This is a genomic window from Azonexus sp. (genome assembly GCF_049652925.1).
Taxonomy (GTDB): domain Bacteria; phylum Pseudomonadota; class Gammaproteobacteria; order Burkholderiales; family Rhodocyclaceae; genus Azonexus.
The window spans coordinates 18,002-42,174 of record NZ_JBASFI010000010.1; the positions used below are offsets into that span (position 1 = coordinate 18,002).

Sequence of the window (24,173 nt, forward strand, 5' to 3'; positions counted from 1 at the left end):
ACTGCCCATGAAACGTCCGTTGCTGCTTGTCCTGTTGCTGACTGCGCTGGCCGCCCAGGGCGCCGAGCCGTTGCCCGGCGCCAGCGTCGAATCGCTGCTCGCCGCCGCCCGCGAGCACAGCCCGGATGTGCGCATGGTCCGCCTCGAAGCCGAAGCGGCGCGCGAGCGCATCCAGCCGGCCGGCGCCCTGCCCGACCCGGTGCTGCGCATCGAATTGGAAAACATCACGCGCAACGGCAGCCAGAATGCGACGCTCTCGCCATCCGGCGTCGGCGACACCAAATACACGCTGATGCAGCCGCTGCCTTTCTGGGGCAAGCGTGACCTCAAGCGCGACGTGGCCAGCGCCGAGGCAAGTCAGGCCGAAGGCCGCGCCGCCGACACCTGGGCCGACGTGGCGGCGCGCATCAAGACGCTCTACGCGCAATACTGGCTGACCGGCCAGTCGCTGCGACTGACCCGCGAGAACATCGAACTGACCCGCCGCCTCGAACAGATCGCCCAGGCCCGCTATGCTGGCGGCCTAGCCGCTCAGCAGGACGCCATCCGCGCCCAGCTCGAGCGCAGCGCGATGGATGCCGAACTGGTCGGCATGGAAAGCGAGTTCCATCACCTGATGGTCTTCCTCAACGCCATGCTGGCCCGGCCGAGCGGCGCCGCACTGGCCGAACCAGCGGCGTTGCGGCCGATTCCGGCCCGGCTCGATGGCACTACGTTGAACGAGCGCCTGCTTTCCGCCAATCCGCAACTGGCCATCGAAGTCGCCCGCGTTGGCGGCGCCGAAAAGAGCCGCGAACTGGCCTACCGCAACCGTTATCCCGACCTGACACTGGGCGTCGCGCCGATGCAGGTCGGCAACCGCGTCGATGCCTGGAGCCTGATGCTGGAAATGAACCTGCCGCTGCAACAGGGCACCCGACGCAGCCAGGAGCGCGAAAGCGAGCGCATGCTCGAAGCCGCGGCGGCGCGCAAGGAAGCGCTCGGCCACCGGCTGCAGGGCGACCTCAATGCCGCCCTGAGCAACCTGGAAGGGGCCAGGACGACCGAGCAGATCACCCGCACCCGCCTGCTGCCGCAGGCTGAACTGACTTTCAAATCGGCGCTGGCCGGCTACGAGAACGGCAAGGTCGATTTCGCCACCCTGCTCGACGCCCAGCGCCAGATCCGCAACGCCCGCCTGGCGCTGCTGCGCGCCCAGGCCAGTCAGCAACTGCGGCTGGCCGAGATCGAACGCCTGCTTGGAGAAGACCTGTGAAAAACGGCCCCCTGTTCATTTTTATCGCCGTCGCCCTGACCGTCGGCGGTTTTGCCGGCGGTTACCAGTTGGCCCAGCAGAAAACGGATGGCGCGACAGCCGTTGCCACGGTCAACCCGGAAAAAGGGCAAAAACCGAAACTGCTCTACTACCGCAACCCGATGGGCCTGCCGGACACCTCGCCGACGCCGAAAAAAGACCAGATGGGCATGGACTACATCCCCGTCTATGAGGGCGAGGATGAAGGGGCGGGCGACAGCGGCCTAAAGATCAGCGCCGAGAAAATCCAGAAAATGGGCGTCAAGGCCGAGCCGGCCAAGCTGCAAGTGCTCGACAAGAACGTACGCGCCAGCGGCCGGGTCGAGATCGACGAGAGCCGGACCTACACGGTGACTGCCAAGTTCGAGGGCTACATCGAACGCCTGCACGTCAATACCACCGGCCAACCGGTCGGTCGCGGCCAGCCGCTGTTCGAGGTGTACAGCCCGGAACTGGTCTCGGCCCAGCGCGAATACGCCATCGCCGCGCAGGGTGTCGGCAAGCTCAACGAAGCCGGCGGCGAAGCACAATCGGCGATGAAACAACTGGCCGACTCCAGCCTGCAGCGGCTCAGAAACTGGGATATTTCCGACGAACAGATCAAGGCGCTGGCCCAGTCGGGCAATGCCAAACGCACGCTGACCTTCCGCGCGCCGGTAGCCGGCATCGTCACCGAGAAGAAGGCCGTCCAGGGCATGCGTTTCATGCCCGGCGAAATGCTCTACCAGATTGCCGACGTTTCCAGCGTCTGGGTCCAGGCCGATGTTTTCGAGCAGGACATTGCGGCCGTGGTTGTCGGCCAGAAGGCGAAAATCAGGATCAACGCCTATCCTGGCGAAGTGTTCGAGGGCCGCATCGCCTACGTTTATCCGACGCTCAAGGCGGAAACACGGACGGTGCCGGTGCGCATTGAACTGGCCAATCCGAAGGGCCGATTGAAGCCGGCTATGTTTGCCGAGGTTGAGATTCCGGTGGCCGGTGCTTCGTCGGTTGTCACCGTGCCGAATTCGGCGGTGATTGATAGCGGAAGCAAGCAGGTGGTTATCGTGCAATTGGCTGAAGGGCGCTTCGAGCCACGGGCTGTGAAGCTTGGTGCGCGTGGCAGCGAATTTGTGCAGGTGCTGGAGGGGGTCAAGGAAGGGGAGATGGTGGTTTCGTCGGCCAATTTCCTGATTGATGCCGAGAGTAATTTGAAGGCGGCGTTGGGGGGAATGCAGAAGGCGGAAGCCTCGGCTGCTCCAAAACCGGCGGTGGTTGGGCATAGGGCGGTGGGGGTGCTGAACGCCATCGACGTTGCCTCTGGCAGCGTGACGATTTCGCATGAGCCGGTGGCGAGTTTGAAGTGGCCCTCGATGAAGATGGATTTTGTGTTGGCGAATCCGTCGCTGATCTCGGGCTTGAAGCCCGGGGCTGGTATTGAGTTTGAGTTTGTTGAGCGGGGGCCGGGGGAATGGGTGATTACCTCGGTGGTGACGAAATGACGCTTTCCTTTGGCGGGCTTGGGTTTCCGCCTTGCTGGCGGGCGTACTTTTTCTTGCTTCGCCAAGAAAAAGTAGCCAAAAAGAAGGCGACCCCGGGGGCGGCGCCCTGCGGGTTCCTTGCGCTACTCGGCAGGCCGGGCGGCTTGCTAAACTCGCCTGCGGCTCAGACAACGCAAGCCGAAGGCCCCCGCCCAGCCTGCGTTGCTCAGCGCCTTCCACGGGGACCCCAAAGGCGTCCACGTTCAAGCGTTTTGCCCCAAAAAACAGATTCCCACGGTCAACCGGAAAAAACGGCCAAAAATGAAATCTGCCATTCAGGCACCAAAGGTCAAGTACGGGTCGTTTCACCGGGCCCCTTGGAAGGTGCCGAGCAACGCAGGGGCTGGCGGATAAAGGGCGAGGACTGTCTGAGGGCGAAGCCCGAGTTCCGCAGCCCCCGCCAGCACCGAGTAGCGCAGGGAACCGGCAACGCCGGCACCGACCCAGGGTCGCCTTCTTCTTTGGCTACTTTCTTCTTGGCGAAGCAAGAAGAAAGTACGCCCGCCAACAAGGCGGAACCCCAAGCCAGTCACGAAGACCACCGCCAAAAAACCTGGATTCCCGCCTACGCGGGAATGACTGCGGAAGATAGCCAGCCATGCTGAACGCCCTGATCAACTGGTCAGCCAGAAACCGCTTCCTCGTCCTCCTGGCAACGCTATTCATCACCATCGCCGGCATCTGGTCGGTCCTCAAAACCCCGCTCGACGCCATCCCCGACCTCTCCGACGTCCAGGTCATTCTGTACACCGAATTTCCCGGCCAGGCGCCGCAAGTCGTCGAAGACCAGGTCACTTACCCGCTGACCACCGCCCTGCTCTCAGTGCCGAAATCGAAGGTCGTCCGCGGCTTCTCCTTCTTCGGCGCCTCCTTCGTATACGTCATTTTCGAGGATGGCACGGACATCTACTGGGCCCGTTCGCGGGTGCTGGAGTACGTCAATTCGGTGTCCGGGAAATTGCCCAAGGGCGTGACGCCGACGCTCGGCCCGGATGCGACCGGCGTCGGCTGGGTCTATCAGTACGCCGTGCTGGCCAAGGACAAAACGCTGGCCGAATTGCGCACGCTGCAGGACTGGTACCTGCGCTACCAGCTGGCCAAAGCCCCCGGCGTCGCCGAGGTGGCGAGCATTGGCGGCTTCGTCCAGCAGTACCAGGTCACCGTCGACCCGATCAAGCTGAAAACCTACGGCATCCCGCTCATGCGCGTCGCCGAGGTCATCCGCAATTCCAACCGCGACGTCGGCGGCCGCACGCTGGAAATGGCCGAGACCGAATACATGGTGCGTGGCCGCGGCTATCTGCGCGGCAGGGGCGACATCGAAAACCTGGTCCTCAAGGCGCAAAACGGCACGCCGGTGCGCGTCGCCGACATCGGCCGCGTCGAGCTGGTCGCCGATGAGCGGCGCGGCATTACCGAACTGAACGGCGAGGGCGAAGTGGTTTCCGGCATCGTCATGTCACGCTTTGGCCAGAATGCGCTGGACGTCATCCACAACGTCAAGACCAGGATCGCCGAAGTCAGCGCCGGGCTACCGGAAGGCGTCAGCATCCAGACCGTCTATGACCGCTCGGAACTGATCGAGCGCGCCATCGCCACGCTCAAACGCACGCTGGCCGAAGAAAGCCTGATCGTCGCGCTGGTCTGCATCGTCTTCCTGCTCCACCTGCGCTCGGCGCTGGTCGCCATCGTCATGCTGCCGGTCGGCATCCTCACTGCGTTCATCGGCATGCGGGCACTCGGTATCAATTCGAACATCATGAGCTTGGGCGGGATTGCCATTGCCGTCGGGGCGATGATCGATGCCGCCATCGTGATGATCGAGAACGCCCACAAGCATTTGGAGCGGCTGCAACCGGGCGAGTCGCGCAGCGAGGCTATCATCGCCGCCTGCAAGGAAGTCGGCCCTGCCCTCTTCTTCAGCCTGCTCATCATCACCGTCTCCTTCCTCCCCGTGTTCACGCTCGAAGCCCAGGAAGGCCGACTGTTCGCCCCGCTGGCGTGGACCAAGACCTTCGCCATGGCGGCCGCTGCCTTCCTGTCGGTAACACTGGTACCGGTGCTCATGCTGCTCTTCATCCGCGGCCATATCCGGCCGGAAGCCGAAAACCCGGTCAACCGCTTCCTGATCCGCATTTATCGCCCGATCATCGCCGCAGTCATGAACTGGAAGAAAACGACCATCGCCCTCGCCCTGATTGCCATGGCCGTCAGCATCATCCCGGCCAGCCGTCTGGGTTCGGAATTCATGCCGACGCTCAACGAAGGCACGCTGTTCTACATGCCGACCACCCTGCCCGGCCTGTCGGTGACCAAGGCGGCCGAACTGCTGCAGACGCAGAACAAGATCATCAAGAGCTTCCCGGAAGTCGCCTCCGTCTTCGGCAAGGCCGGTCGCGCCCAGACCGCGACCGACCCGGCACCGATGGAAATGTTCGAAACGGTGATCAACCTCAAGCCGGAAAGTGAATGGCGCCCCGGCCTGACCACCGACAAGCTCATCGCCGAACTCGACAAGGCACTGCAATTCCCCGGCGTTGCCAACTCGTGGACGATGCCGATCAAGGCGCGCATCGACATGCTGTCCACCGGCATCCGCACCCCCATCGGCATCAAGGTTTTCGGCACCGACCTCGTTGAAATGGAACGCCTGGCCAAGGAAATCGAAAGCGTCGTCAAGACCGTGCCCGGCACCAGCAGCGCCTTCGCCGAACGGATCACCGGCGGCTTCTACCTCGACATCGTGCCCGACCGCATCGCCCTGGCCCGCTACGGCCTGACCGTCGGCGACGTGATGGACGTCGTCGCCGCGGCGCTGGGTGGCGAAATGGTCACCACCACCGTTGAAGGCCGCGAACGCTTCGGAGTAACCATTCGCTACCCGCGCGACCTGCGCAGCGACCCGCAGGCCATCGCCCGCGAAGTGCTCATCCCGGTGCCAGCCGAAATGGGTGCCCCGGCCAGCATGATCCCGCTCGGCCAGGTCGCCGAGATCAAGATCAGCACCGGCGCCCCGGCCATCCGCACCGAAAACGCCCTGCTCTCGGCCTACATCTACGTAGACATCCGCGACCGCGACATCGGTTCCTACGTCGCCGAGGCGCGCAAGGCGGTCAACGAACAGGTCAAATTTACCCCCGGCACCTACGTCACCTGGAGCGGACAGTTCGAGTACATGGAACGGGCCTACGAGAAGCTCAAGGTCGTCGTGCCGGTCACCCTGCTCATCATCTTCCTGCTGCTTTACTTGAACTTCCGGCGTATCACCGAAACGCTGATCGTCATGCTCTCGGTGCCCTTCGCACTGGTCGGTGGCATCTGGCTTATGTGGATTCTCGGCTACAACCTGTCGGTGGCAGCCGCCATCGGCTTCATCGCGCTGGCTGGCGTGGCAGCGGAAACCGGCGTCGTCATGCTGATCTACCTCGACCATGCATGGACCGCTGTGCAGGCCAAATGTGCCGCGGAAGGCCGTAGCCCGCAGGCCTCCGACCTCTACGCTGCGGTCATGGAAGGCGCCGTCGAACGCGTCCGCCCGAAGATGATGACCGTCACCGCCATCATGGCCGGCCTGTTGCCCATCCTGTGGGGGACCGGGACCGGCTCGGAAGTAATGAGTCGGATCGCGGCGCCGATGGTCGGCGGCATGATTTCATCGACCATCCTGACCCTGGCCGTCATCCCGGCAATTTACGCCCTGGTCAAACATCGCCAGCAAAGGCTAAGCACCTAATAACGGTCGCGAGCCCGCTCGAAAACCTCGGCGGCCAGGTCAAGTTGATCGGTATTGCCGGTAGCTTTGCTCACCGCGCCGAAAAATTTTGCGAAGTCATCGGCCGACAGCTCGGCTTCTGCGGTTTCGGGAAGTCGGCGCTCAACCGTTCGCCGCCGGTCGAAACAACCGCCGGGCGGGCCGACGTCACGGCCGCGTCTCTCCGGGCGTCCCCTGCGCTCGTTACTCATGGCTGGCTCCACTGATAATGAAACCTGCATTTTCTCCTCGCAACAACGCTGGCGCAATCAGGCGAACGTCATATGCCTGACGTAAGCATCCCTTTCTCCAAGGCACTCGCCAGCCAGGCTTCATAGCCACCTTTCAGGGGCCGGACGGAGAGGTAGCCGGCGTCCAGCAGCTGGCGCGCTGCCTGAATCGCCCCGGCATCCTCCGGGCAGGCGCACAAGGTGACGATGGGCTGGTCTTTTGGCCATTCGCCGACGGCATCGAGCAGCAGGTCATGCTCGGCCACCGTCGCGCCGGCAATCGGCCCGGTTTCGGCAATCATGCTTTGCCCGCGCAGATCGAGTACCAGCGGTGGCTGCTCGCCTTCCATCGCGGCCATCAGTTCAACCGGCGTGATGTGCGGTACGGCCGACAACTGCCGGAAGCGGTATTTCTGCCAGAGTTTCCACCCCAGCCAGAGTGCGACCATGGCGGCGACGAGCACGAGCGCGCTCCCCGTATGCCGGTCCAGTGCTGCGATGGCCGCGCTGACTTCTTTGCGCAAAAGCCAGCCGGCGCCCAAAGCCAGCCCGGCCCACAATGCCGCCCCGGTCGCCGCGGCGAGCAGAAAACCCGGCTGCCGCATGCGCAAGGAGCCGGCAATCGGTGGCGCCACCGTCGAAAAACCCGGGATGAACTTGGCAAAGACCAGCGAGCCCAGCCCCCAGCGGACAAAGCGGGATTCGGTCTGGCTGACGCAGGAAGCAGGGTTAATCGACAGCTTGCACAGCCCCGCCAGGACGCGGTAGCCAAAGGCGCGCCCGGCCAGGTACCAGACCCAGTCGGCCAGCACCGAAGCGACGATGGCGGCGGCCAATACGCTGGCGAACTGCCCCGAACCGACAATCAGGCTGCCAGCCAGGAGCAGCGTCGGAACGGCCGGTACCGGCAGCCCGATCTGCTGGAGCAGGACGTTCAGGAAAACAACCCAGACCGCATCCCGCTGCAGAGCTTCGCCGAGCTGGGAGATTTCCATCGAATCGCCTTTCCATATTGTTCGACTGGCCCGGCCATGTCGTGAGATTCACCTTCCCGATTCGACGATGGCCGGGCCCATTGGTTCACAACGATTGAACCGCCGTGGCCTCGAACTTGCCAGCCTGGTAATCACGCATGGCCTGCTGAATCTGCTCGCCGGTATTCATGACGAACGGGCCGTACTGGGCAATCGGCTCATTGAGCGGCTGGCCGGCGATGATCAGCACGCGGGAATCCTCCAGCGCTTCGATGCAGACAGCCGGTGCACCGTTGTTGCTCAGGACGGCCATGTTGCGGTCGGCGACCGTCGTGCCGGCGATGCTCACGCTGCCCCGATAGGTGTAGGTGAAGGCATTGTGACCGGCGGCGATCGGCTGCTCGAAACGCGTGCCGGCCGGCAGATGGACGTCGAGATACAGCGGCTCGGTATCCGGACGCTGGACGGCCCCGTTGACACCATGGCTGGCCCCGGCAATGACGCGAACCACTAACCCATTCTCGTCGGCATATTCCGGAATGGCAGCCGGCGGGATGTCGCGATAGCTCGGGGCGACCATCTTCTGGCTGGCCGGCAGGTTGAGCCAGAGTTGGAAACCTTCCATCAGGCCGGCTTCCTGCTCCGGCAGTTCGGAATGGATCAGCCCGCTGCCCGTCGTCATCCACTGGGCGCCGCCCGGCCCGAGCAGGCCAACATTGCCGACGCTGTCGTGGTGCCGCATGCGGCCGGCGATCATGTAGGTGACCGTTTCGAAGCCGCGATGCGGATGATCGGGGAAGCCGCCGATGTAGTCGTCCGGATTCTCGTTGCGGAAGGCGTCGAGCATCAGGAAGGGGTCGAGGCGACGTTGCAGGTTCTGGGTCAGCACCCGGGTCAGGCGCACGCCGGCGCCGTCGGAGGTCTGAACACCGGCAACGAGGCGCTCAACCGTTCTGAATTCTTGGCTGGAAATGGCTGTGTTCATGATTTTCTCCAATGGGCTTGAGACGGAAGCGCTCGGTTCTGAACGCCTCCGCTCCTTGTTGTTAGGCAATCAATTCTTCAATCTGTGCTTCGGCTTCGGCAAAAGCCTTGCTCCCCGACTCGGCACCCAGCGCCAGGCCTTCGGCGTAGATGAAATCGACATCGGTCAGGCCGAGAAAGCCGAGAACGCTTTTCAGGTAAGGCACTTGCGAATCGGCCGGGGTATCGCGGTAGAGACCGCCGCGGGCCAATGCAACATAGACCTTCTTGCCCTTGAGCAGACCTTCCGGACCCTTCTCGGTATAGCGGAAGGTAACGCCGGCGCGGGCGATGGCGTCGATCCAGGTTTTCAGCTGGACCGGCACGCCGAAGTTGTACATCGGGACGCCAAGGACGATGGCGTCGACCACCTGGACCTGAGCAATCAGCGCATCATCAAGGGCAACGCGAGCCGATTGTTCGACTGTGCGCTGATCGGCCGGCGTGAACAAGGCGCCGAGCGCGGGCTCGTCGAGCACCGGGTGCGGGTTGCTGGCCAGATCGCGCAGTTCGACCACGGCGTTCGGATTTTGGGCGAGCAGGCGAGCCGTAACGGTGTCGGCCAGACGGGTCGAGTTGGCACCGGCAGAACGGGCACTGGCGTTGATTTGCAGGATTTTCATGATCGTTTTCTCCAATGTGGGGTGGGGTTCGTGGTTCAAAACGCTGAAACCATGGAGTGAATTCTATTGAGCACAATAACGATCCGGAAGCCGTTGAAATGGGTATTATTGTTCCACCAATGAAACAATGAGAGCACCCATGAGCCTTGATGCCAACGATCTGATCCTTTTCGCCCAGGTCATGGACGCCGGGAGTTTTTCCCGGGCGGCCGAGCGCTGCGGGCTGCCCAAATCGACGCTGTCGCGGCGCATTACCCAGCTCGAGACGAAACTCGGCGAACGCCTGCTGACCCGCAGCACGCGCCGTCTGGCCATTACCGAATTCGGCGAGCAGATTCTCGACCACGCCAAGCGCCTGCTCGAAGAAACCGAAGCGGCTTCGGCCATGGCCCTGCACCGGCAGGGCACGCCGCGCGGCGTGCTGCGCGTTTCGCTGCCACCCGATTTTGCTGAACTCGATCTGACGCCCCTGCTGCTCCAGTACGCCAGCAGTTACCCGGAAGTGCGGCTCGAACTCGATCTCTCGCCGCGCCGCGTGGACTTGCTGGCCGAGCGCTTCGATCTTGCCGTGCGCGCCGCCAGTCGCCTGCCCGACGACAGCACGCTGGTCGCCCGCAAGCTCTGCGAAATGTCGGGCAGCCTTTACGCCAGTCCGGCCTATCTGGCCCGCTATGGCACGCCGGAACAGCCGGCCGATCTGCTCGACCACGTTTGCCTCGGGGCGATCAGTGGCACCGGCGAAGCCCTGCCCTGGCAACTGGCGCGCGGTGCAGAGCACTGGGAAGGCATGCCGACCGGGCCATTGGCGGCAAATTCGCGCGGCCTGCAACGTGACCTAGCGGCGCACGGTCTGGGCATCGTCGGGCTGGCCGACCGCTTCGCCGCCAAATGGATCGAACAAGGCCTGCTCAAATGTGTGCTGCCGGAATGGACCTTGCCGACGGTCACCATCTGGTGCGTGACGCCGGGCCGCCGCCTGCTGCCGGTACGCACAACAGCCTTTATCGAACTGCTGCGCGCTGCCATGGAAAGCCGGTGAAGCAGCCGCCAAACAATTTCAAAATTAGTCGAAATTTCCGGTTGACCGTAGCAATCACCGCCCCCTGACGTACACTGCGCCCCTCACCACTAAGGCAGGATGCCCGATGCAACAAGAACACTTCATTCCGGGCAAAGATGCCTCGCTCGAACACTCCATTTCCTCCATGCAGGCCAAGCTAGCCGCCCGCGGTTTCGACATCGAGGAATGCTCCTGGCTCAACCCGGTCGACAACGTCTGGTCCGTGCATGTGCGAAATCGTGCCTGCCACCTGATGTTCACCAACGGCAAGGGGGCCACCAAGCTCGCCGCCCACGCCAGCGCGCTCGGCGAGTATTTCGAGCGCCTGTCGTGCAACTATTTCTGGAACCACTATTACCTCGGCGACACCATCGCAAACCGCGCCTTCACGCACTACCCGCGCGAACGCTGGTTCCCGCTGACCGCCGATGGCACAGACTGGCCGGCCGAGCTGCTGACGCCCGAACTGCAGGCCTTCTACAACCCGGAAGGCAGCATCCCGGCCGAAACGCTCGTGGACATGAATTCCGGCAACGAGGATCGCGGCATTTGCGCCATTCCCTACGTCCGCCAGCGTGACGGCGCCGAGGTGTTTTTCCCGGTCAATGTCATCAGCAACCTCTACGTCAGCAACGGCATGTCGGCCGGCAACACCCAGGCCGAAGCACGCGCCCAGGCGCTGTCGGAAATCCTCGAACGGCACGTCAAGTTCAAGGTCATCGCCGAAGGCCTGTGTTTGCCGGACGTGCCGGAAGAAGTCATCGGCCGCTACCCGACCATCGCCGCCGGCATCAAGGGCCTGCGCGACGCCGGCTTCGGCATCCTGGTCAAGGACGCCTCGCTCGGCGGCCTTTACCCAGTCATGTGCGTGACCATGCTCAACCCGCGTGACCAGGGTGTCTTCGCCAGCTTCGGTGCCCATCCGCGCTTTGAAATCGCCCTCGAACGCGCCCTGACCGAACTGCTCCAGGGCCGCGCCCTCGAAGCGCTCGACGGCTTCCCGCCCCCCGGCTTCGACCTCGACGAAATCGCCAGCGCCCCGAATATCGAAATCCACTTCGTCGATTCGAGTGGCATCATCAGCTGGGAATTCCTCGGTGAGGAAGCTGATTTTGAATTCGGCGACTGGAACTTCAACGACCTCGACAACGGCAAGACCGCCGACGACTACGCCTGGCTGGCCGAGCGCATTCACGCCGACGGCCACGACATCTACGTCGCCGACTTCGACCACCTCGGCGTTTACGCCTGCCGCATCCTGGTCCCCGGCATGTCGGAGATCTACCCGATCGACGACCTCGAATGGGAAAACAACAGCAACGGCAACGTCGTCCGCGCCGACATCCTGCGTCTGGCCGAACTCAACGACGACGAATGCTGCGAACTGCTCGACACCCTCAACGAACTGAGCATCGCCGACGAACGCCCGGTGGCTGCGCTGATCGGCCTTGCTCCGGACGCCGGCTCGCTGTGGGCCGACCTGCGCGTTGGCGAACTGAAGACCATGCTCGCCCTGGCTGGCGGCGACCCCGACGCGCTACGCGAAGGCCTCGAATGGGTGCGCCAGTTCGAACAACTCGACGCCGGCCGTCGCCGCATCTACGCCTGCCTGCAGACGATCATCGACATGGAAGACCCGGCTACCTACGAAGCCGCCCTGCTCAGCCTCTACGGCGAAGCCACGGTCGACCAGGCAATCGCCATGCTCGACGGCGATGTCCGCTTCTTCGGTCTGGTTTCACCCGGCCTCGACCTCGCCGGCTGCGACCTGCACCAGCGCCTGCTCAAGGAATACGAGAAAGCGCACGCGGGCACCTGAGGGAAATTCAACCTTCCACGGTCAACCCGAAAAAACGGCCAAAATTGAAATCGGGCGGCTAAGCTGCCGCCCGGCTCAGCCATTTCAGCACCATGGCGTAGAGCCGGCCTGGATCGACCGGCTTGGTGATGAAATCATTCATGCCGACTTCAAGGCAGCGCGCCTTGTCCTCGGCAAAGGCGTTGGCCGTCATGGCCAGGATGGGGATGGTGCCGCCCTGTGGCATCCGGCGAATTTCCCGGGTGGCGGCCAGACCATCCATGCGCGGCATCTGCATGTCCATCAGGATCAGGTCGTAGCTTTCGCTGCCAAGCATTTGCAGGGCAGCCATGCCATCGTCGGCGATATCGACGAGCAGCCCGACATCGTCGAGCATGGCCTGGGCGATTTCCTGATTGATCGGTTCGTCCTCGACAAGCAGGATACGGCTGCCAGGGTAACTGCGCCGCAAGGTTTCGCCAGCGCTGCCCGACCATTCAGCCTCGGCCACCGCCTCGCCAGCCACGCCCTTGTTAAGGCGGGCAGTCAGCCAGAAGACGCTGCCTTGCCCCGGCCGACCATCGGCGCCGGCATCGCCGCCCATCAAGTGGGCGAGCTTGCGCGTGATAGACAGCCCCAGCCCGGTACCGCCGTACTTGCGCGTCGTCGAATTGTCGGCCTGCTCGAATGCCCCGAAGAGCCGCGGCAGCTCGCTCTCGGCGATACCGATCCCGGTATCCTCGACCTCGAAACGGATGACGATGCTGCCAGCATCCTCGTCATCAACGCTGGCGCGCAGCGTTATGGTGCCGGCGTCGGTGAACTTGATGGCATTGGTGACGTAGTTGAGCAGCGCCTGCTGCAGGCGGGTCTGGTCGCCGAGCAACGGTGGCAGGCTTGGCCCGGGCTCGACAGTCAGTTCGAGATGCTTGGCCAGCGCGCGATCACGCATGATTGAGGCGACATTGCCGAGAATGCACGCCACCCTGAGCGGCGCCTCTTCCAGAGTGAATTTTCCCGCCTCGATCTTCGACAGATCGAGAATGGCATTGATGATTTCCAGCAAATGTTCGCCGGCCAGTTCCAGCCGGTTGAGGCGCTCCATCTGCTCGGCTTCGAGGCCGCTGCGCCGGATCAGATGAGCCATGCCGGTGATGGCGTTGAGCGGGGTGCGAATCTCGTGCGACATGTTGGCCAGGAAAGCGCTCTTTGCCACATTCGCCGCTTCGGCCGCCTCCTTGGCGACGGCGAGTTCCGCCGTGCGGCGCACCACCTGCTCTTCAAGATGCAAGCGGTGCTGCTTGAGCTCATTCTCGTTGCGCACGCGTTCGGTTATGTCGCGACTGATGCCGAACAAGCCGACCACCTGCTGTTTTTCGTCAAATAGCGGCCATTTGTTCGTTTCCACGTAACCAAGCTCGCCATCGACGTCGTAATACGGTTCGATCTTGGCGAGCAGGGGTTTCCCTTCCTTGAATACCGGAACTTCCTCTTCCTCGTAAAGCCTGGCGGTATCTGCCGGGAAGACTTCCCGGTCGTGCTTGCCGATCATGTCGCGCCAAAGGGCGTAGCCAGTAATGTCAGCCATGGTCTGGCTGCAGAAACGGAAGCGGCTGGCGGCATCCTTGAAATAGATGAAATCGGTGGTCTGATTGAGGAAAGCCTCGAAATCGCGGTTGAAATCAGCCACTTTCTGCTCGGCCAGCTTGCGGTCGGTGATATCGACATCCATGCAGACCAATATCTGCGCCGAAGCGTCATCGCCGGGAATCAGAAAGGCCGTCGACTCGACCCAGCGCAACTCGCCGTCACGCGTGCGCGCGAGATATTCGACAGGCCCCAGGGCCTGTCCAGTGGCCAGCACGTCAGTCATGGCACCTCGCCACCTGGCCGCTTCGCCCTCGCCGAGAATCAGCTGCTCGAGGAACTTGCCCCTCGCCTCCTTGGCAGCCCAGCCATAAAGCGCTTCCGAGGCGGGATTCCAGTAAATTACCCGGCCCTGGGCATCAAACCACTGGACGGCAACGTTGGGCGTTTTTTCCAGGGTGGCAGACAACTGGCGCCGCGACGCCTCAGCCTGCTCGGACGCTTGTGACGCCAACATCAAGGCCCGCCCCTGCGCCAAAAATCCGCCTGCCACCATCATCGCAACCAGCGCGAAGCCGAGGCGCAACGACCACAGGTTATCCGGCTCGGCCTGCCAGCCGCCGCGCGGCGCCGCAGCAATCTGCCAGGAACCCTGCGGCAGGTAAATACTGGCTACAACCGGCCGGGCGTCGAACAATTCCGGACGGCCAAAAAATACCTCGCCATCAGCGCCCTTGGCATCCTTGCCGCGAATGGCGATATCGACGGCCAGTTTGTCGTCATGCAGACCACTGCCGGCAAACAGCTTGTCGACATCAATCGCCGCGCTGACGACGCCCCAGAAATACTCCTCGCCCTTGCTGTCCGGCAAATAAACCGGCAGTCGCGCCACCAGGCCGACGCCACCCTGGACCAGATTCAAGGGCCCGGCCAAGACAATCTGGCGCGACACACGTGCCCGCTCGACCGCTGCAAACTGACCCGGCGTCGCACGGTAATCGAGTCCGACCGCCGGCTCGTTGCCGCGCATCGGGTGCATCAGGCGAATCACCATATTGGGCGCACCCGCGATGCTGCGCAGTTGGGTCCGCCCGGCAAACAGGGGCTGGACTGCTGTATCAAAACGCGCTTGCCCAAGATTCGGGTCCAGCGCAATGACGCCGATCAGACCACGCACCAGTTGAATATCGCTGTTGAGATTACTTTCGAGCGCATCGCGGATCACCGTCATGCGGTGCAAGACCTCGGCACGTTCGGCCGAGGCAAACTGCTCACGATTGATTTTCTCGGCAAAATAGGCGGCCAACGCCAGGCCGAAAAACACCAGTGATGCCGTTATCAGAAGGAGAATCCGGCCCCTCATGGCGTGCGCCCCCGGTTGGCCAAAACAACGTCCAACAGCGACACGCGACGGCTATTGATATCCACCAGAACTCCGGAAGTCAGTATTAATATTCTTTGCATTTGATTGTATCCATCACCGGAGAGCTCTGGCAAAGCAAATCCGGCCGAACTTCCCAGCTAGCGGCAACTCGAATGATCAGGGCGAACGTCCATTTTCAGTGCCCTGTGCGGTCAGAGAGGAGCCGGCCATGCCCCAAGTCATCCCCACCCGTCAGGAAAAAGATTCCTTCGGCCCCATCGAAGTTGCGGCGGATCGCCTGTGGGGCGCCCAAACCCAGCGCTCGCTGGAGCACTTTGCGATCTCCACCGAACGCATGCCGGAAGAGTTGATCCACGCGCTGGCCATGGTCAAGGCCAGCTGCGCCAACGTCAACCGCGAATTCGGCCTGCTCCCGGCCCCCATCGCAGCGGCCATCATCGTTGCCGCCAACGAGGTCACCAGCGGCCGCCACCCTGACGAATTCCCGCTCTCGGTTTGGCAGACCGGCTCCGGCACGCAAACCAACATGAACATGAACGAGGTGCTGGCCAACCGCGCTTCAGAACTGCTGGGCGGCCAGCGCGGCGATGCCCGCCTCGTTCACCCCAACGACGAAGTCAATCTCGGCCAGTCGTCGAACGACATCTTTCCGAGTGCCATGCACGTCGCCGCCGCCATCGGCATCGAGCGCCACCTGTTGCCGGCCCTCCGCCAACTGACCACCACCCTGGCCGAAAAATCCGCCGAGTTTGCCGACATCATCAAGATCGGCCGCACCCATTTGCAGGATGCGACGCCGCTCTCGCTCGGCCAGGAATTCTCCGGCTACGTCGCCCAGTTGCAGCACGCCGAAAGCCTGATCGCCGCCAGCCTGCAGTCGCTCACCCCGCTCGCCGTCGGCGGCACGGCCGTCGGCACCGGGCTCAACACCCACCCCGAATTCGGCGCCCGCGTTGCGGCCGAACTGGCCGACCGCTGCGATATTCCATTCACCTCCGCCGCCAACAAGTTCGCCGCGCTGGCCGCCCACGATGGCCTGGTCGCTGCCCACGGCGCCCTCAAAACGCTCGCCGTGGCGCTCATGAAAATCGCCAACGACATCCGCTGGCTGGCCTCCGGCCCGCGCTCCGGCCTTGGCGAAATCGGCATTCCGGAAAACGAACCGGGCAGCTCGATCATGCCCGGCAAGGTCAATCCAACCCAATGCGAGGCACTCACCATGCTCTGCTGCCAGGTCATCGGCAACGACGTAGCCATCAGCATCGGCGGCGCCTCGGGCAATTTCGAACTCAACGTCTTCAAGCCGCTGATCGCCCACAACTTCCTGCAAAGCGTCCGCCTGCTCAGCGACGGCACGCAGAGCTTCGAACACCATTGCGTGCGCGGTATCACCGCCCACCACAAACGCATCGCCGAACTCATGGAACGCTCGCTCATGCTGGTCACCGCCCTGACCCCGCACATCGGCTACGACAAAGCCGCCAAAATCGCCAAACTGGCCAGCCACGACGGGACGACGCTCAGGCAGGCAGCGCTGGCGCTGGGCCATGTCTCACTGGAAGACTACGACCGCTGGGTCGTGCCGTGCGAGATGATTCATCCGGGAAGTTACTGAGAAGCCGAGTTCCACGGTCAACCGGAAAAATTGGCAAAATCTCGAACAAGCTGACTGTCGTTTTTATCAATGCCGGGCAGTCAAAATCAGAAATCTGAACGGGTTGGTACGGCGACGACGCAACAGTCATCAGGCACAGCCCTGCCACAATCAATCACCCGGAAAACCGTTCCAGAGCGGACATTGGCCCTGTCCACATGATTGTTGATTGATATGGAGACCGGCATCGGATAATCTCAATGTCATTCAAAATATTAGGGGCGATTTTATCGTGTCCGTATTATTAACAATGAAGTTAAGCCACAAAACAATCAGCAAAGCCTCCAACAATATTGTGGAGGTTATGAAATTACGTTCAGCGCTTTCGCTTGTGAGTATTTGCCTGTTGGGCGGATGTAGCCAAACCCATATTGTCGTCAAACCTGATTACCCAAGTGCACTTATCTGGGACTCGGCACTCAGTGAAGACGGCGGGCGGGCCGCTTTCTTCGTTTTAACTGCTGTAGACGGTACTCCAATCGAAGAAAACTCTATGAAGCGAAGTATTCGCGCGAATATTGGGCGAGGACGAAACTTGTACCCGATGCCAGTGGAGCGTTATGTGGCTGCTGGAAAGCATCGATTAACGCTTACGGGTCAGTTTGGAACAGCAGCGCCAATTGAGTATCTATTACGACCCTCATCGTTCGCAAAGGTGTCCGGTGAGGTTGATGTGGAGCTTAAGCCTGACACGATCTATCGAGTCACAGGCGTACTCGAGCCGTTGAGGAGAGAGGTATGGCTTACGGAATGGAATACAAGTACTCAGGTTGGTGACAAGATCATTGATTCTGAAATAGCCGAGGATGCTAAAAAAGCCATGGCCGGAGCGCAATTCACATGTTGCAACCTTCACTACAAAGGCGATTGGATCAGTGACACTAATGAAACTACGTTGCCAATGATTCCGGCAGGAACACCAATCGTGCTAAAAGGTTTCGGATTCAACCGTGCCAGCGTGCTAATAAATGCGCGAGAAATGCGAATTGGCCATGACTACGGTCGAAAACAAGAGACCAAAGAGAAATATCTAGCAAAGGTCATGGTAAATAATGATCCAAAAACCAAGATCAAGAATTATCCGCAGAGAATCCAGGACGCAATTGCCGCCGGCAAAGTTTGCAAAGGAATGACTCGGGAGCAAGTCATTATCTCTCTTGGCTATCCGCGAACCGATACCACACCGGATTTATCCCAGACTGAATGGAAATATTGGACAGCAAACTGGGATGAATATTTGGTCGTTTGGGGAGAAGATGGGCTCGTTCAAAGCATTTCGGCTCCTCTCGAAATATTGGGTCAGGTATCAACCCCCTAAGCTCCTGAATGTCCGCATTCCAATTCCCTTTATGGCAGTAAAGGGCACCCAACTACCGTTCTCGAAGAACAGGCAAAGAGAAAGATTTCGCTTGGCCAAGGTCAATGAGATTTCTAACTAGCACGACTCCGCAAAACTGGCCAATTTTTCAATCCGGGCCAACAACCAGCATCCCCGTTTGAACTTCCTGTCATATCAAATGTCATTAATCTTGTGAGTGGAATCACAGCAGGCTGAGACTCGTAGGCGTTGATGGGGAGAAAACGTATGAAACGTACTCTGCTGGCCGCTATTGCGGCATTCGTCACCCTTGCCGCTGGCATCGGGATATTTCAGAACCAGCACCACAGCGTCGGCGAGGCCTTGGCCCAAAATGCGCCAGCCAGCGTCGCGGCGCCGCCCGGAAAACCTGTCCCTGAAATGTCGGCCGTCGATCAGGATGCGCCGTACATGGAGGCCTGCGCCCGCGAAGGGCTCAACGAATCGGAATGCGTCGGGCGGCTAATCTGGTTCAAGGCCACCGCTGGCAACGAGCGTTTCCATACCTACACCTTCCAGCAGCGCATCGGCGTGCTCGTCGACTGGTTCCGCGTCCTGCGCGCCGATCAGCGCGACGACCGGTTCTGGGCCTGGGGCATCATCAACGACCCGGCCTGCTGCAAGCCGGGCGACCCCGACTGCCCGGCCAAATCGGCCGATGAAACCTACGGCTTCGACTGGTGCCCGGGTGACGACGTGCTGCTCAAGTACGTCGGCAAGCCGGGCTACGTCGATCCGGCCTGCGGCCTCAAGGATGCCGCGCTCGACCCCGACGACCCGCACAGCCAGGGTGGCAAGGCCGACCAACGCGCTTCGGCCTGCGATCTCAAGTTCGGCACCTCGACCGGGGCGCTGGGACTGCGCAAGTTCCCCAATCCGCGCTTTGACGCCGCCAAGTGGCAGGCGCTCAATGGCGGTAACGCTAGCTGGGCCGGTTTCAACGCGACCAAGGCAAAGGCCACCGGCATCGAATCCGACAGCCGCGTTTCCAAGCTGGCCGACGCCTCGGTCGAGCCGCCCTTCCTGATCGGCACGACCTGCGGCTCCTGCCACATCGCTTTCGACCCGCTCAATCCGCCGGCCGACCCGGTGCATCCGAAGTGGGAAAACATCAAGGGCCTGATCGGTAACCAATACACCCGGATGTCCGAACTGCTCGGCTCCGGCATGCCGAAGAGTGCGCTCGAATACCAGATGTTCGCCCACGCCCGGCCCGGTGTGACCGACACCTCGGCCATTTCGCATGACCAGATCAACAACCCGGGCACGATCAACGCGTTAATCAATGTCGCCCAGCGCCCGGTGTTCAAGGGCGAGGTGGTCAACAAGTGGCGCAAGGCCACCACCTGCGACGCCGAGAAGGACGAGGACAAATGCTGGTGCGAACCCGGCCGCAGCGGCAAGTGCTGGCTGAAGAGCACGCGCGACGACGACACGACCACCGTCTTCCTCGGCGGCCAGAAGGTCGCCCTGCCCGGCGTCCATCACATCCTGAAGGGTGGCGAGGACTCGACCGGCGCCCACGAAGCGATCCAGCGCGTCTATTTCAATATCGGCTCGTGTTCCGAGCAGTGCTGGGTCAATCACTTCTCCGACATGCGTCAGGTCGACCCCGAGCAGCGTGGTTTCGGCCAGACCTCGTTCAACGTCGGCCAGTGCCGGCGGGATTGCCCGAATTTCCGGGCCGTTGAGGACAGGCTGCAGAACGTGCTCGACTTCTTCGCCTCGGCCGAATCGGACGAAACCAATCTGCAGGCCGCCCGCGCCGGCAAGACTGGCGCTTATGCGCTGGCTGACCTCACCTCCGATCTCGAGAAGGAATTCGGCAAAGGTGCCGTAGGCCGCGGCCAGACAGTCTTCGCCGACAACTGCGCGCGCTGCCATTCGAGCATCCCGGAAAGCACCGGCGGCGCCTTCAAGAACCGCGACTTCGCCGCCCCCAACGACGCCCACCCGCGCAAGGTGCGCGCCGATTTCCTGAGCAATGACCTATCGACGCCGGTCACCGAAGTCGGCACCTTCCGCTGCCGCTCGCTGCACTCCAACCACAAGGTCGGCCACCTTTACATGGAATACGGTTCCGACACGATGCACCAGCGGCCCGTCGTCGCCGACATTCCCGAACGGCCCGAGCTCAAGGACGGCGGCCGCGGCTATATGCGCAACATTTCGCTGGTCAATGTCTGGGCGACGGCGCCTTTCATGCACAACAATGCCATCGGCCCCGAGATTTGCGGCAAACCGGCCAACCCGGACAACGATTTCCATCGTGCCCGCTACGTCGACCGCGACGGCAAGCTGCTCGCCGCCCAGCCCGACTGCCTGCGCTACGACCCGACGGTCGAAGGCCGCTTCGAGCTCTACAAGCGCTCAATGCACGAACTGCTCAACCCCAAGGAGCGCGGCAGCAAGCGCACGCTGACCAATGCCGACCTGATCATCGACGTCGGCATTCGCCCGCTCGAAGGCTCGACCGAAAAACCACTCGGCGGCTTTGGTCAGGTCAGGATTCCGGCCGGGACCAGCGCCGGTTTCCTCAATGGCCTGCAGCACAAGCAACTGGTCGGCGACATCTTCCTCGCCAAACGCCACCCGGACAAACTCGAAGCCGCCGGCAAGAAGGCCCAACTGGCGACCCTGCAGGCGATGGCCGAAGACATCCTCAAGACGCCAGCCCGCTTCGTCGACATCCTGCGCGAGAAACGCGATTTCCTCAGTGCCAATTACCAGACTTGCACGCAGGAGATTGAAAACGAGGGGCACCGCTTCGGCGAAGACCTTTCCGAAGCCGACAAGAAGGCGCTGACCGCCTTCCTGGCAACGATGTGAGACAGGGGAGATCATCATGACACTGACGAAAACCGCTCTGCTCACCCTCGCCGCGCTCACCCTCGCCGCATGCAGCAAGCCGGAGCCGCCCAACATCGGCTACGCGCCCTACGACAAGAGCTACCAGTCGAAGATGGACCTCGCCCAGGTTGATTACAAATACCCGATTCCGCCGGCCGAACTGGCGAAAATAACGCCGGACTATCTGGCCAAGCTCGATCAGGAACAGCTCGACCAACTCTACGGCCGCCTCGCCGCCGGCCCCATCCCGGACGGCGCCTTCGACGGCCGAATCCTGCTGCCACGTGGCGAAAGCGGCAAATTCCGGCTGACTGAACTGGTCGGCGGCTTTACCGGCACGCTGCTCCATCTCAAGGGTCTGGTCATCGAGGATGTCGGCGAAGCGCTGTGGCGCGGCAAGGTTTTCTTCCGCGATGAAAGGGTGCTGCGCAACCGCATCGACGACCTGTCGGTACTCAAGAAAGTCGGGCTGGTTGAAGGCGAGCCGAAGAAGATGACCTACGGCGGCAAGGAAACCTGGCTGCTCTTCCCGGCCAAGCTCTATTGCGGGCAGAGCCTGCTCGACGCCCGCCGCGAGTCGATCATCATCGACTACTTTTTCACTGACGAAATCCCCGGCTATCAGGAAAGTCCGGACTATCTCGCCGGCCGTCGCGGCCTCAAGGTGCGCGACGAAATCCGCATGATCCGCCCCGGCCTCTATCTCGGCCGGGCCTACCTCGACAAGGCATTCGCGCTCAACTTCACGCTCTACGACAAGGCCACCGACGACAAGGCGCGCGAGGAATTCATCAAGACCGGAGAGGTTCAGCAAGACTGCTGGCCGGGCACTCAGCGGCGACAATCTGCCGTCGCCACCGCCAAACCGTGATCCGTGAGCTGGTCATGGAAGCCTGCCATGAACCTGCGAAACGCCCTGCTGGCCAGCCTGCTCGGCCTGGCCTGCGGGCCGGGAGCGGTGATGTGGGCGGCGGCTGAAACGCCCCGCCCGGCGCCGACCTGGGTCATCGACCCGGCTGTGCCCGGAGAAGATCTGCCCCCCATCGGCCGCTCGCTGTTCGACCAGCTTTTTGCTGTGGCGCGTAACGGTCAGGCGGCCATCGAACTGCCTTTCCCGCTCACCGCCTTGCTCGCCCGCCTTGATGCCCAGCTGGTGCCCGACCCTGGCAGCGCCCTGCCGCCGGCCAAACGCGTCCTCATTCCGCTCGGCCGCTCGCTGCAACGGACGGCGGCGGCACCGGACTATTTCGCCTATCCCCGCGTGGTTGTTGCGGTCGACTCGGAAAATGGCCCAAATTCGAAACTCTTCCTCAAGGACCGCCTCTACCTCGGCTATCAGGAAAAGTCGGCCGTGCTCGAAGTAATCAGCTACAACGATGCCGCCGGACGCTTCGAATTCCAGCTGGTCAAGGACTACCGGGCCGGCGGCCAGCCGCAGGTCTTCTACGCCAACCGCCGGCTGTGCTTCGCCTGCCACCAGAACGGCTCGCCCATTTTCTCGCGCGCCCTATGGGATGAAACGAATGCCAATCCGCAGGTTGCCGCCCTGCTCGCTGCCAGCGGAAGGCGCTTCTACGGCATCCCGGTCGACCGTGGCGTCGATATCCCCTACGCCATCGACAACGCCACCGAGCGCGCCAACGGCTTCGCCCTGAGCCAAACGCTGTGGCGCGAAGGCTGCGGCGACAACGACATTGCCGCCCGACGCTGCCGGGCCGGGCTGTTTACCGCCGCGCTGCGCCATGCCCTGTCCGGCGGCCAGAGCTGGGCGCCGGATGCGAATTTCAGTCAGAACGTCATTGCTCCGCTGAGCAACGAAGCCCGCCGTCGCTGGCCCGGCGGGCTGGCAGTTGGCAACCCGGACATTCCCAATCGCAACCCGCTGCAAAATGTCACCGACTGGCCGGCTGAAACCGCTGCCCGCATCGCCCACTCCCACGTCCCGGCGCGCTTTGAACCGCTCACCCCGCGCCCGCATCGGGAAGTCTGGCAAGCCGAAGCGCCGGGCGCGCTGACCACGTTGGTTGCGGGGTTGGCCGAATTCATTTCCGCCCCTGACCACCGGCAGATCGAAGTCGCCCTGGCCCGGCTGCCCGACATCGCCACGACGCAACTGACTGCCCCCTGCCGGATCATCGCCAACACCCCGGCCTCGCGCTGGTCGGTGCACTGCGCGTCGAGCGCCGGGCCGAGCCTGGCCGGCACCGTGAACCTGACAGCCGGCCGGCCGAACAGCGGACAACTGACCCGCCTGACCCTGCCCGGCGGCACCGCGCTGAGCAATCTTGATCTGGTGCCGAGCGGCCCGGCGGCGACGAACGAAGTGAGCTTCACGCTGCGCCTCGGGCAGCAACTGCCGCGCAGCGCCGACGGCCATGTTCTAGGCCGTCTTGTGTTTCGGCGCAGCGCCAGCGATCCGGCCGTTGGCGAAGTGGTCCTCGACATCCGTCATGATTTCGCCGCCATAGAGCGCGCCATGACGCGACTGGCCGACAGCCCGCAAGGCGAGTCCCTGTTCGCACCCCAGGCCATCCCCCGGGAAAGCCTGCTGGCAGCGCTGCTCATCGAACTCGGCGGGCCAGCCCCCAAGCCCTGCTGTCTGGCCGCCCAAAACCTGCCCACACCCCGGCAGGAAGTCCCGTCGGCGGCTCTGGGCAACCTGGTCACCGCCCCCGTAGAACCGGCATTGCAGGCTTTCTACCCCTACTGCGCGACCTGCCACCAGACAGCCGAAACCTTCCCGCCCAATTTCCTGGCCGGCAATGGTGCGCAGGAGGCGGCCCGTCTACGCCAGTGCGCACCGCGCCTTTATGTCCGGCTCGCGATGGCCGATCAGCCGCCGGAGCAACGCGACAAGACGCCGATGCCGCCGGAAAGCATGCTGCCGGCCTTCGCCACCAACAGCGCCCGCTGGCGGGACAGCGCTGCCCGCAAGACCCTGCTCGCCCAGGTCGGCGACTGGCTGCGCGCCGAAAACGGCCGCCCGCCAAACCTCAACGAATTGCTGGCCGGCGGCTATGAAGCCCTCCGGCCCTGCCTGCCAACAACGCCATAACGCCAACAAAACA

15 protein-coding genes are annotated in these 24,173 nt (G+C 62.5%); 10 read left to right on the plus strand and 5 right to left on the minus strand.

Annotated elements, in window-relative coordinates; translation table 11 throughout:
- Nucleotides 1–7 precede the first annotated feature (7 nt).
- The 3 genes from WBK19_RS03100 (at nucleotide 8) to WBK19_RS03110 (ending at nucleotide 6,547) form a co-directional block, all read left to right on the plus strand.
- Complete coding sequence (locus WBK19_RS03100; RefSeq protein WP_511286850.1) at nucleotides 8–1,255, plus strand: TolC family protein; 1,248 nt, start codon at nucleotides 8–10, stop codon at nucleotides 1,253–1,255.
- Entirely contained in the window at nucleotides 1,252–2,775 is a 1,524-nt protein-coding gene (locus tag WBK19_RS03105) for an efflux RND transporter periplasmic adaptor subunit (RefSeq protein ID WP_511286852.1), read from the plus strand. The genes WBK19_RS03100 and WBK19_RS03105 overlap by 4 nt, the downstream gene beginning before the upstream one ends.
- A gap of 637 nt (nucleotides 2,776–3,412) precedes the next feature.
- Nucleotides 3,413–6,547, plus strand: a complete 3,135-nt coding sequence (locus WBK19_RS03110; RefSeq protein WP_511286854.1) for an efflux RND transporter permease subunit — start codon at nucleotides 3,413–3,415, stop codon at nucleotides 6,545–6,547.
- Here the strand turns inward: WBK19_RS03110 and WBK19_RS03115 are convergent.
- The 4 genes from WBK19_RS03115 to WBK19_RS03130 form a co-directional block, all read right to left on the minus strand.
- Nucleotides 6,544–6,777, minus strand: coding sequence for a hypothetical protein (locus WBK19_RS03115; RefSeq protein ID WP_511286856.1), 234 nt, complete (start codon nucleotides 6,775–6,777; stop codon nucleotides 6,544–6,546). The two genes, WBK19_RS03110 and WBK19_RS03115, sit on opposite strands and share 4 nt — an antisense overlap.
- Nucleotides 6,778–6,845: 68 nt before the next feature.
- Nucleotides 6,846–7,790 carry a VTT domain-containing protein gene (locus tag WBK19_RS03120; protein ID WP_511286858.1) on the minus strand — a complete coding sequence of 315 codons (945 nt, stop codon included), beginning with the start codon at nucleotides 7,788–7,790 and terminating at the stop codon, nucleotides 6,846–6,848.
- Nucleotides 7,791–7,875: 85 nt separating this feature from the next.
- Nucleotides 7,876–8,754, minus strand: coding sequence for a pirin family protein (locus tag WBK19_RS03125; protein ID WP_511286860.1), 879 nt, complete (start codon nucleotides 8,752–8,754; stop codon nucleotides 7,876–7,878).
- 61 nt (nucleotides 8,755–8,815) lie between these two features.
- On the minus strand, nucleotides 8,816–9,415 hold the full coding sequence (locus WBK19_RS03130; protein ID WP_511286862.1) for an FMN-dependent NADH-azoreductase: 600 nt from the start codon (nucleotides 9,413–9,415) through the stop codon (nucleotides 8,816–8,818).
- 139 nt (nucleotides 9,416–9,554) lie between these two features.
- Between WBK19_RS03130 and WBK19_RS03135 the strand changes: the two genes are divergently transcribed.
- Together WBK19_RS03135 and ycaO are read left to right on the plus strand one after the other, a co-directional pair.
- Nucleotides 9,555–10,454, plus strand: a complete 900-nt coding sequence (locus tag WBK19_RS03135; RefSeq protein ID WP_511286864.1) for a LysR family transcriptional regulator — start codon at nucleotides 9,555–9,557, stop codon at nucleotides 10,452–10,454.
- Between the two features lie 106 nt (nucleotides 10,455–10,560).
- Nucleotides 10,561–12,294, plus strand: a complete 1,734-nt coding sequence (ycaO, locus tag WBK19_RS03140) for a 30S ribosomal protein S12 methylthiotransferase accessory factor YcaO (RefSeq protein WP_511286866.1) — start codon at nucleotides 10,561–10,563, stop codon at nucleotides 12,292–12,294.
- Nucleotides 12,295–12,352: 58 nt separating this feature from the next.
- Here ycaO and WBK19_RS03145 read toward each other — a convergent pair whose 3' ends face one another.
- On the minus strand, nucleotides 12,353–15,184 hold the full coding sequence (locus WBK19_RS03145) for a PAS domain-containing protein (RefSeq protein WP_511286867.1): 2,832 nt from the start codon (nucleotides 15,182–15,184) through the stop codon (nucleotides 12,353–12,355).
- 268 nt (nucleotides 15,185–15,452) lie between these two features.
- On the opposite strand from WBK19_RS03145, the gene fumC reads away from it, so the two are divergent.
- From fumC to WBK19_RS03170, 5 genes are all read left to right on the plus strand, one after another.
- Nucleotides 15,453–16,859 (plus strand): class II fumarate hydratase, encoded by a 1,407-nt coding sequence (gene fumC / locus WBK19_RS03150; protein ID WP_511286869.1) that lies wholly within the window; start codon nucleotides 15,453–15,455, stop codon nucleotides 16,857–16,859.
- Between the two features lie 271 nt (nucleotides 16,860–17,130).
- Entirely contained in the window at nucleotides 17,131–18,216 is a 1,086-nt protein-coding gene (locus WBK19_RS03155) for a hypothetical protein (RefSeq protein ID WP_511286871.1), read from the plus strand.
- A gap of 267 nt (nucleotides 18,217–18,483) precedes the next feature.
- Nucleotides 18,484–21,084: a cytochrome c gene (locus tag WBK19_RS03160; protein ID WP_511286872.1), complete on the plus strand. Its 2,601-nt coding sequence runs from the start codon at nucleotides 18,484–18,486 to the stop codon at nucleotides 21,082–21,084.
- 16 nt (nucleotides 21,085–21,100) lie between these two features.
- Nucleotides 21,101–21,976: a hypothetical protein gene (locus tag WBK19_RS03165; protein ID WP_511286874.1), complete on the plus strand. Its 876-nt coding sequence runs from the start codon at nucleotides 21,101–21,103 to the stop codon at nucleotides 21,974–21,976.
- Between the two features lie 27 nt (nucleotides 21,977–22,003).
- Complete coding sequence (locus WBK19_RS03170; protein WP_511286876.1) at nucleotides 22,004–24,160, plus strand: hypothetical protein; 2,157 nt, start codon at nucleotides 22,004–22,006, stop codon at nucleotides 24,158–24,160.
- Nucleotides 24,161–24,173: the final 13 nt, after the last annotated feature.

Coding starts and splice junctions, on each gene's coding strand:
- WBK19_RS03160 (WP_511286872.1), top strand. CDS start 18,484: ATGAAACGTACTCTGCTGGCCGCTATTGCGGCATTCGTCACCCTTGCC.
- WBK19_RS03125 (WP_511286860.1), bottom strand. CDS start 8,754: ATGAACACAGCCATTTCCAGCCAAGAATTCAGAACGGTTGAGCGCCTC.
- ycaO (WP_511286866.1), top strand. CDS start 10,561: ATGCAACAAGAACACTTCATTCCGGGCAAAGATGCCTCGCTCGAACAC.
- WBK19_RS03100 (WP_511286850.1), top strand. CDS start 8: ATGAAACGTCCGTTGCTGCTTGTCCTGTTGCTGACTGCGCTGGCCGCC.
- WBK19_RS03170 (WP_511286876.1), top strand. CDS start 22,004: ATGAACCTGCGAAACGCCCTGCTGGCCAGCCTGCTCGGCCTGGCCTGC.
- WBK19_RS03165 (WP_511286874.1), top strand. CDS start 21,101: ATGACACTGACGAAAACCGCTCTGCTCACCCTCGCCGCGCTCACCCTC.
- WBK19_RS03130 (WP_511286862.1), bottom strand. CDS start 9,415: ATGAAAATCCTGCAAATCAACGCCAGTGCCCGTTCTGCCGGTGCCAAC.
- WBK19_RS03135 (WP_511286864.1), top strand. CDS start 9,555: ATGAGCCTTGATGCCAACGATCTGATCCTTTTCGCCCAGGTCATGGAC.
- WBK19_RS03115 (WP_511286856.1), bottom strand. CDS start 6,777: ATGAGTAACGAGCGCAGGGGACGCCCGGAGAGACGCGGCCGTGACGTC.
- fumC (WP_511286869.1), top strand. CDS start 15,453: ATGCCCCAAGTCATCCCCACCCGTCAGGAAAAAGATTCCTTCGGCCCC.
- WBK19_RS03120 (WP_511286858.1), bottom strand. CDS start 7,790: ATGGAAATCTCCCAGCTCGGCGAAGCTCTGCAGCGGGATGCGGTCTGG.
- WBK19_RS03110 (WP_511286854.1), top strand. CDS start 3,413: ATGCTGAACGCCCTGATCAACTGGTCAGCCAGAAACCGCTTCCTCGTC.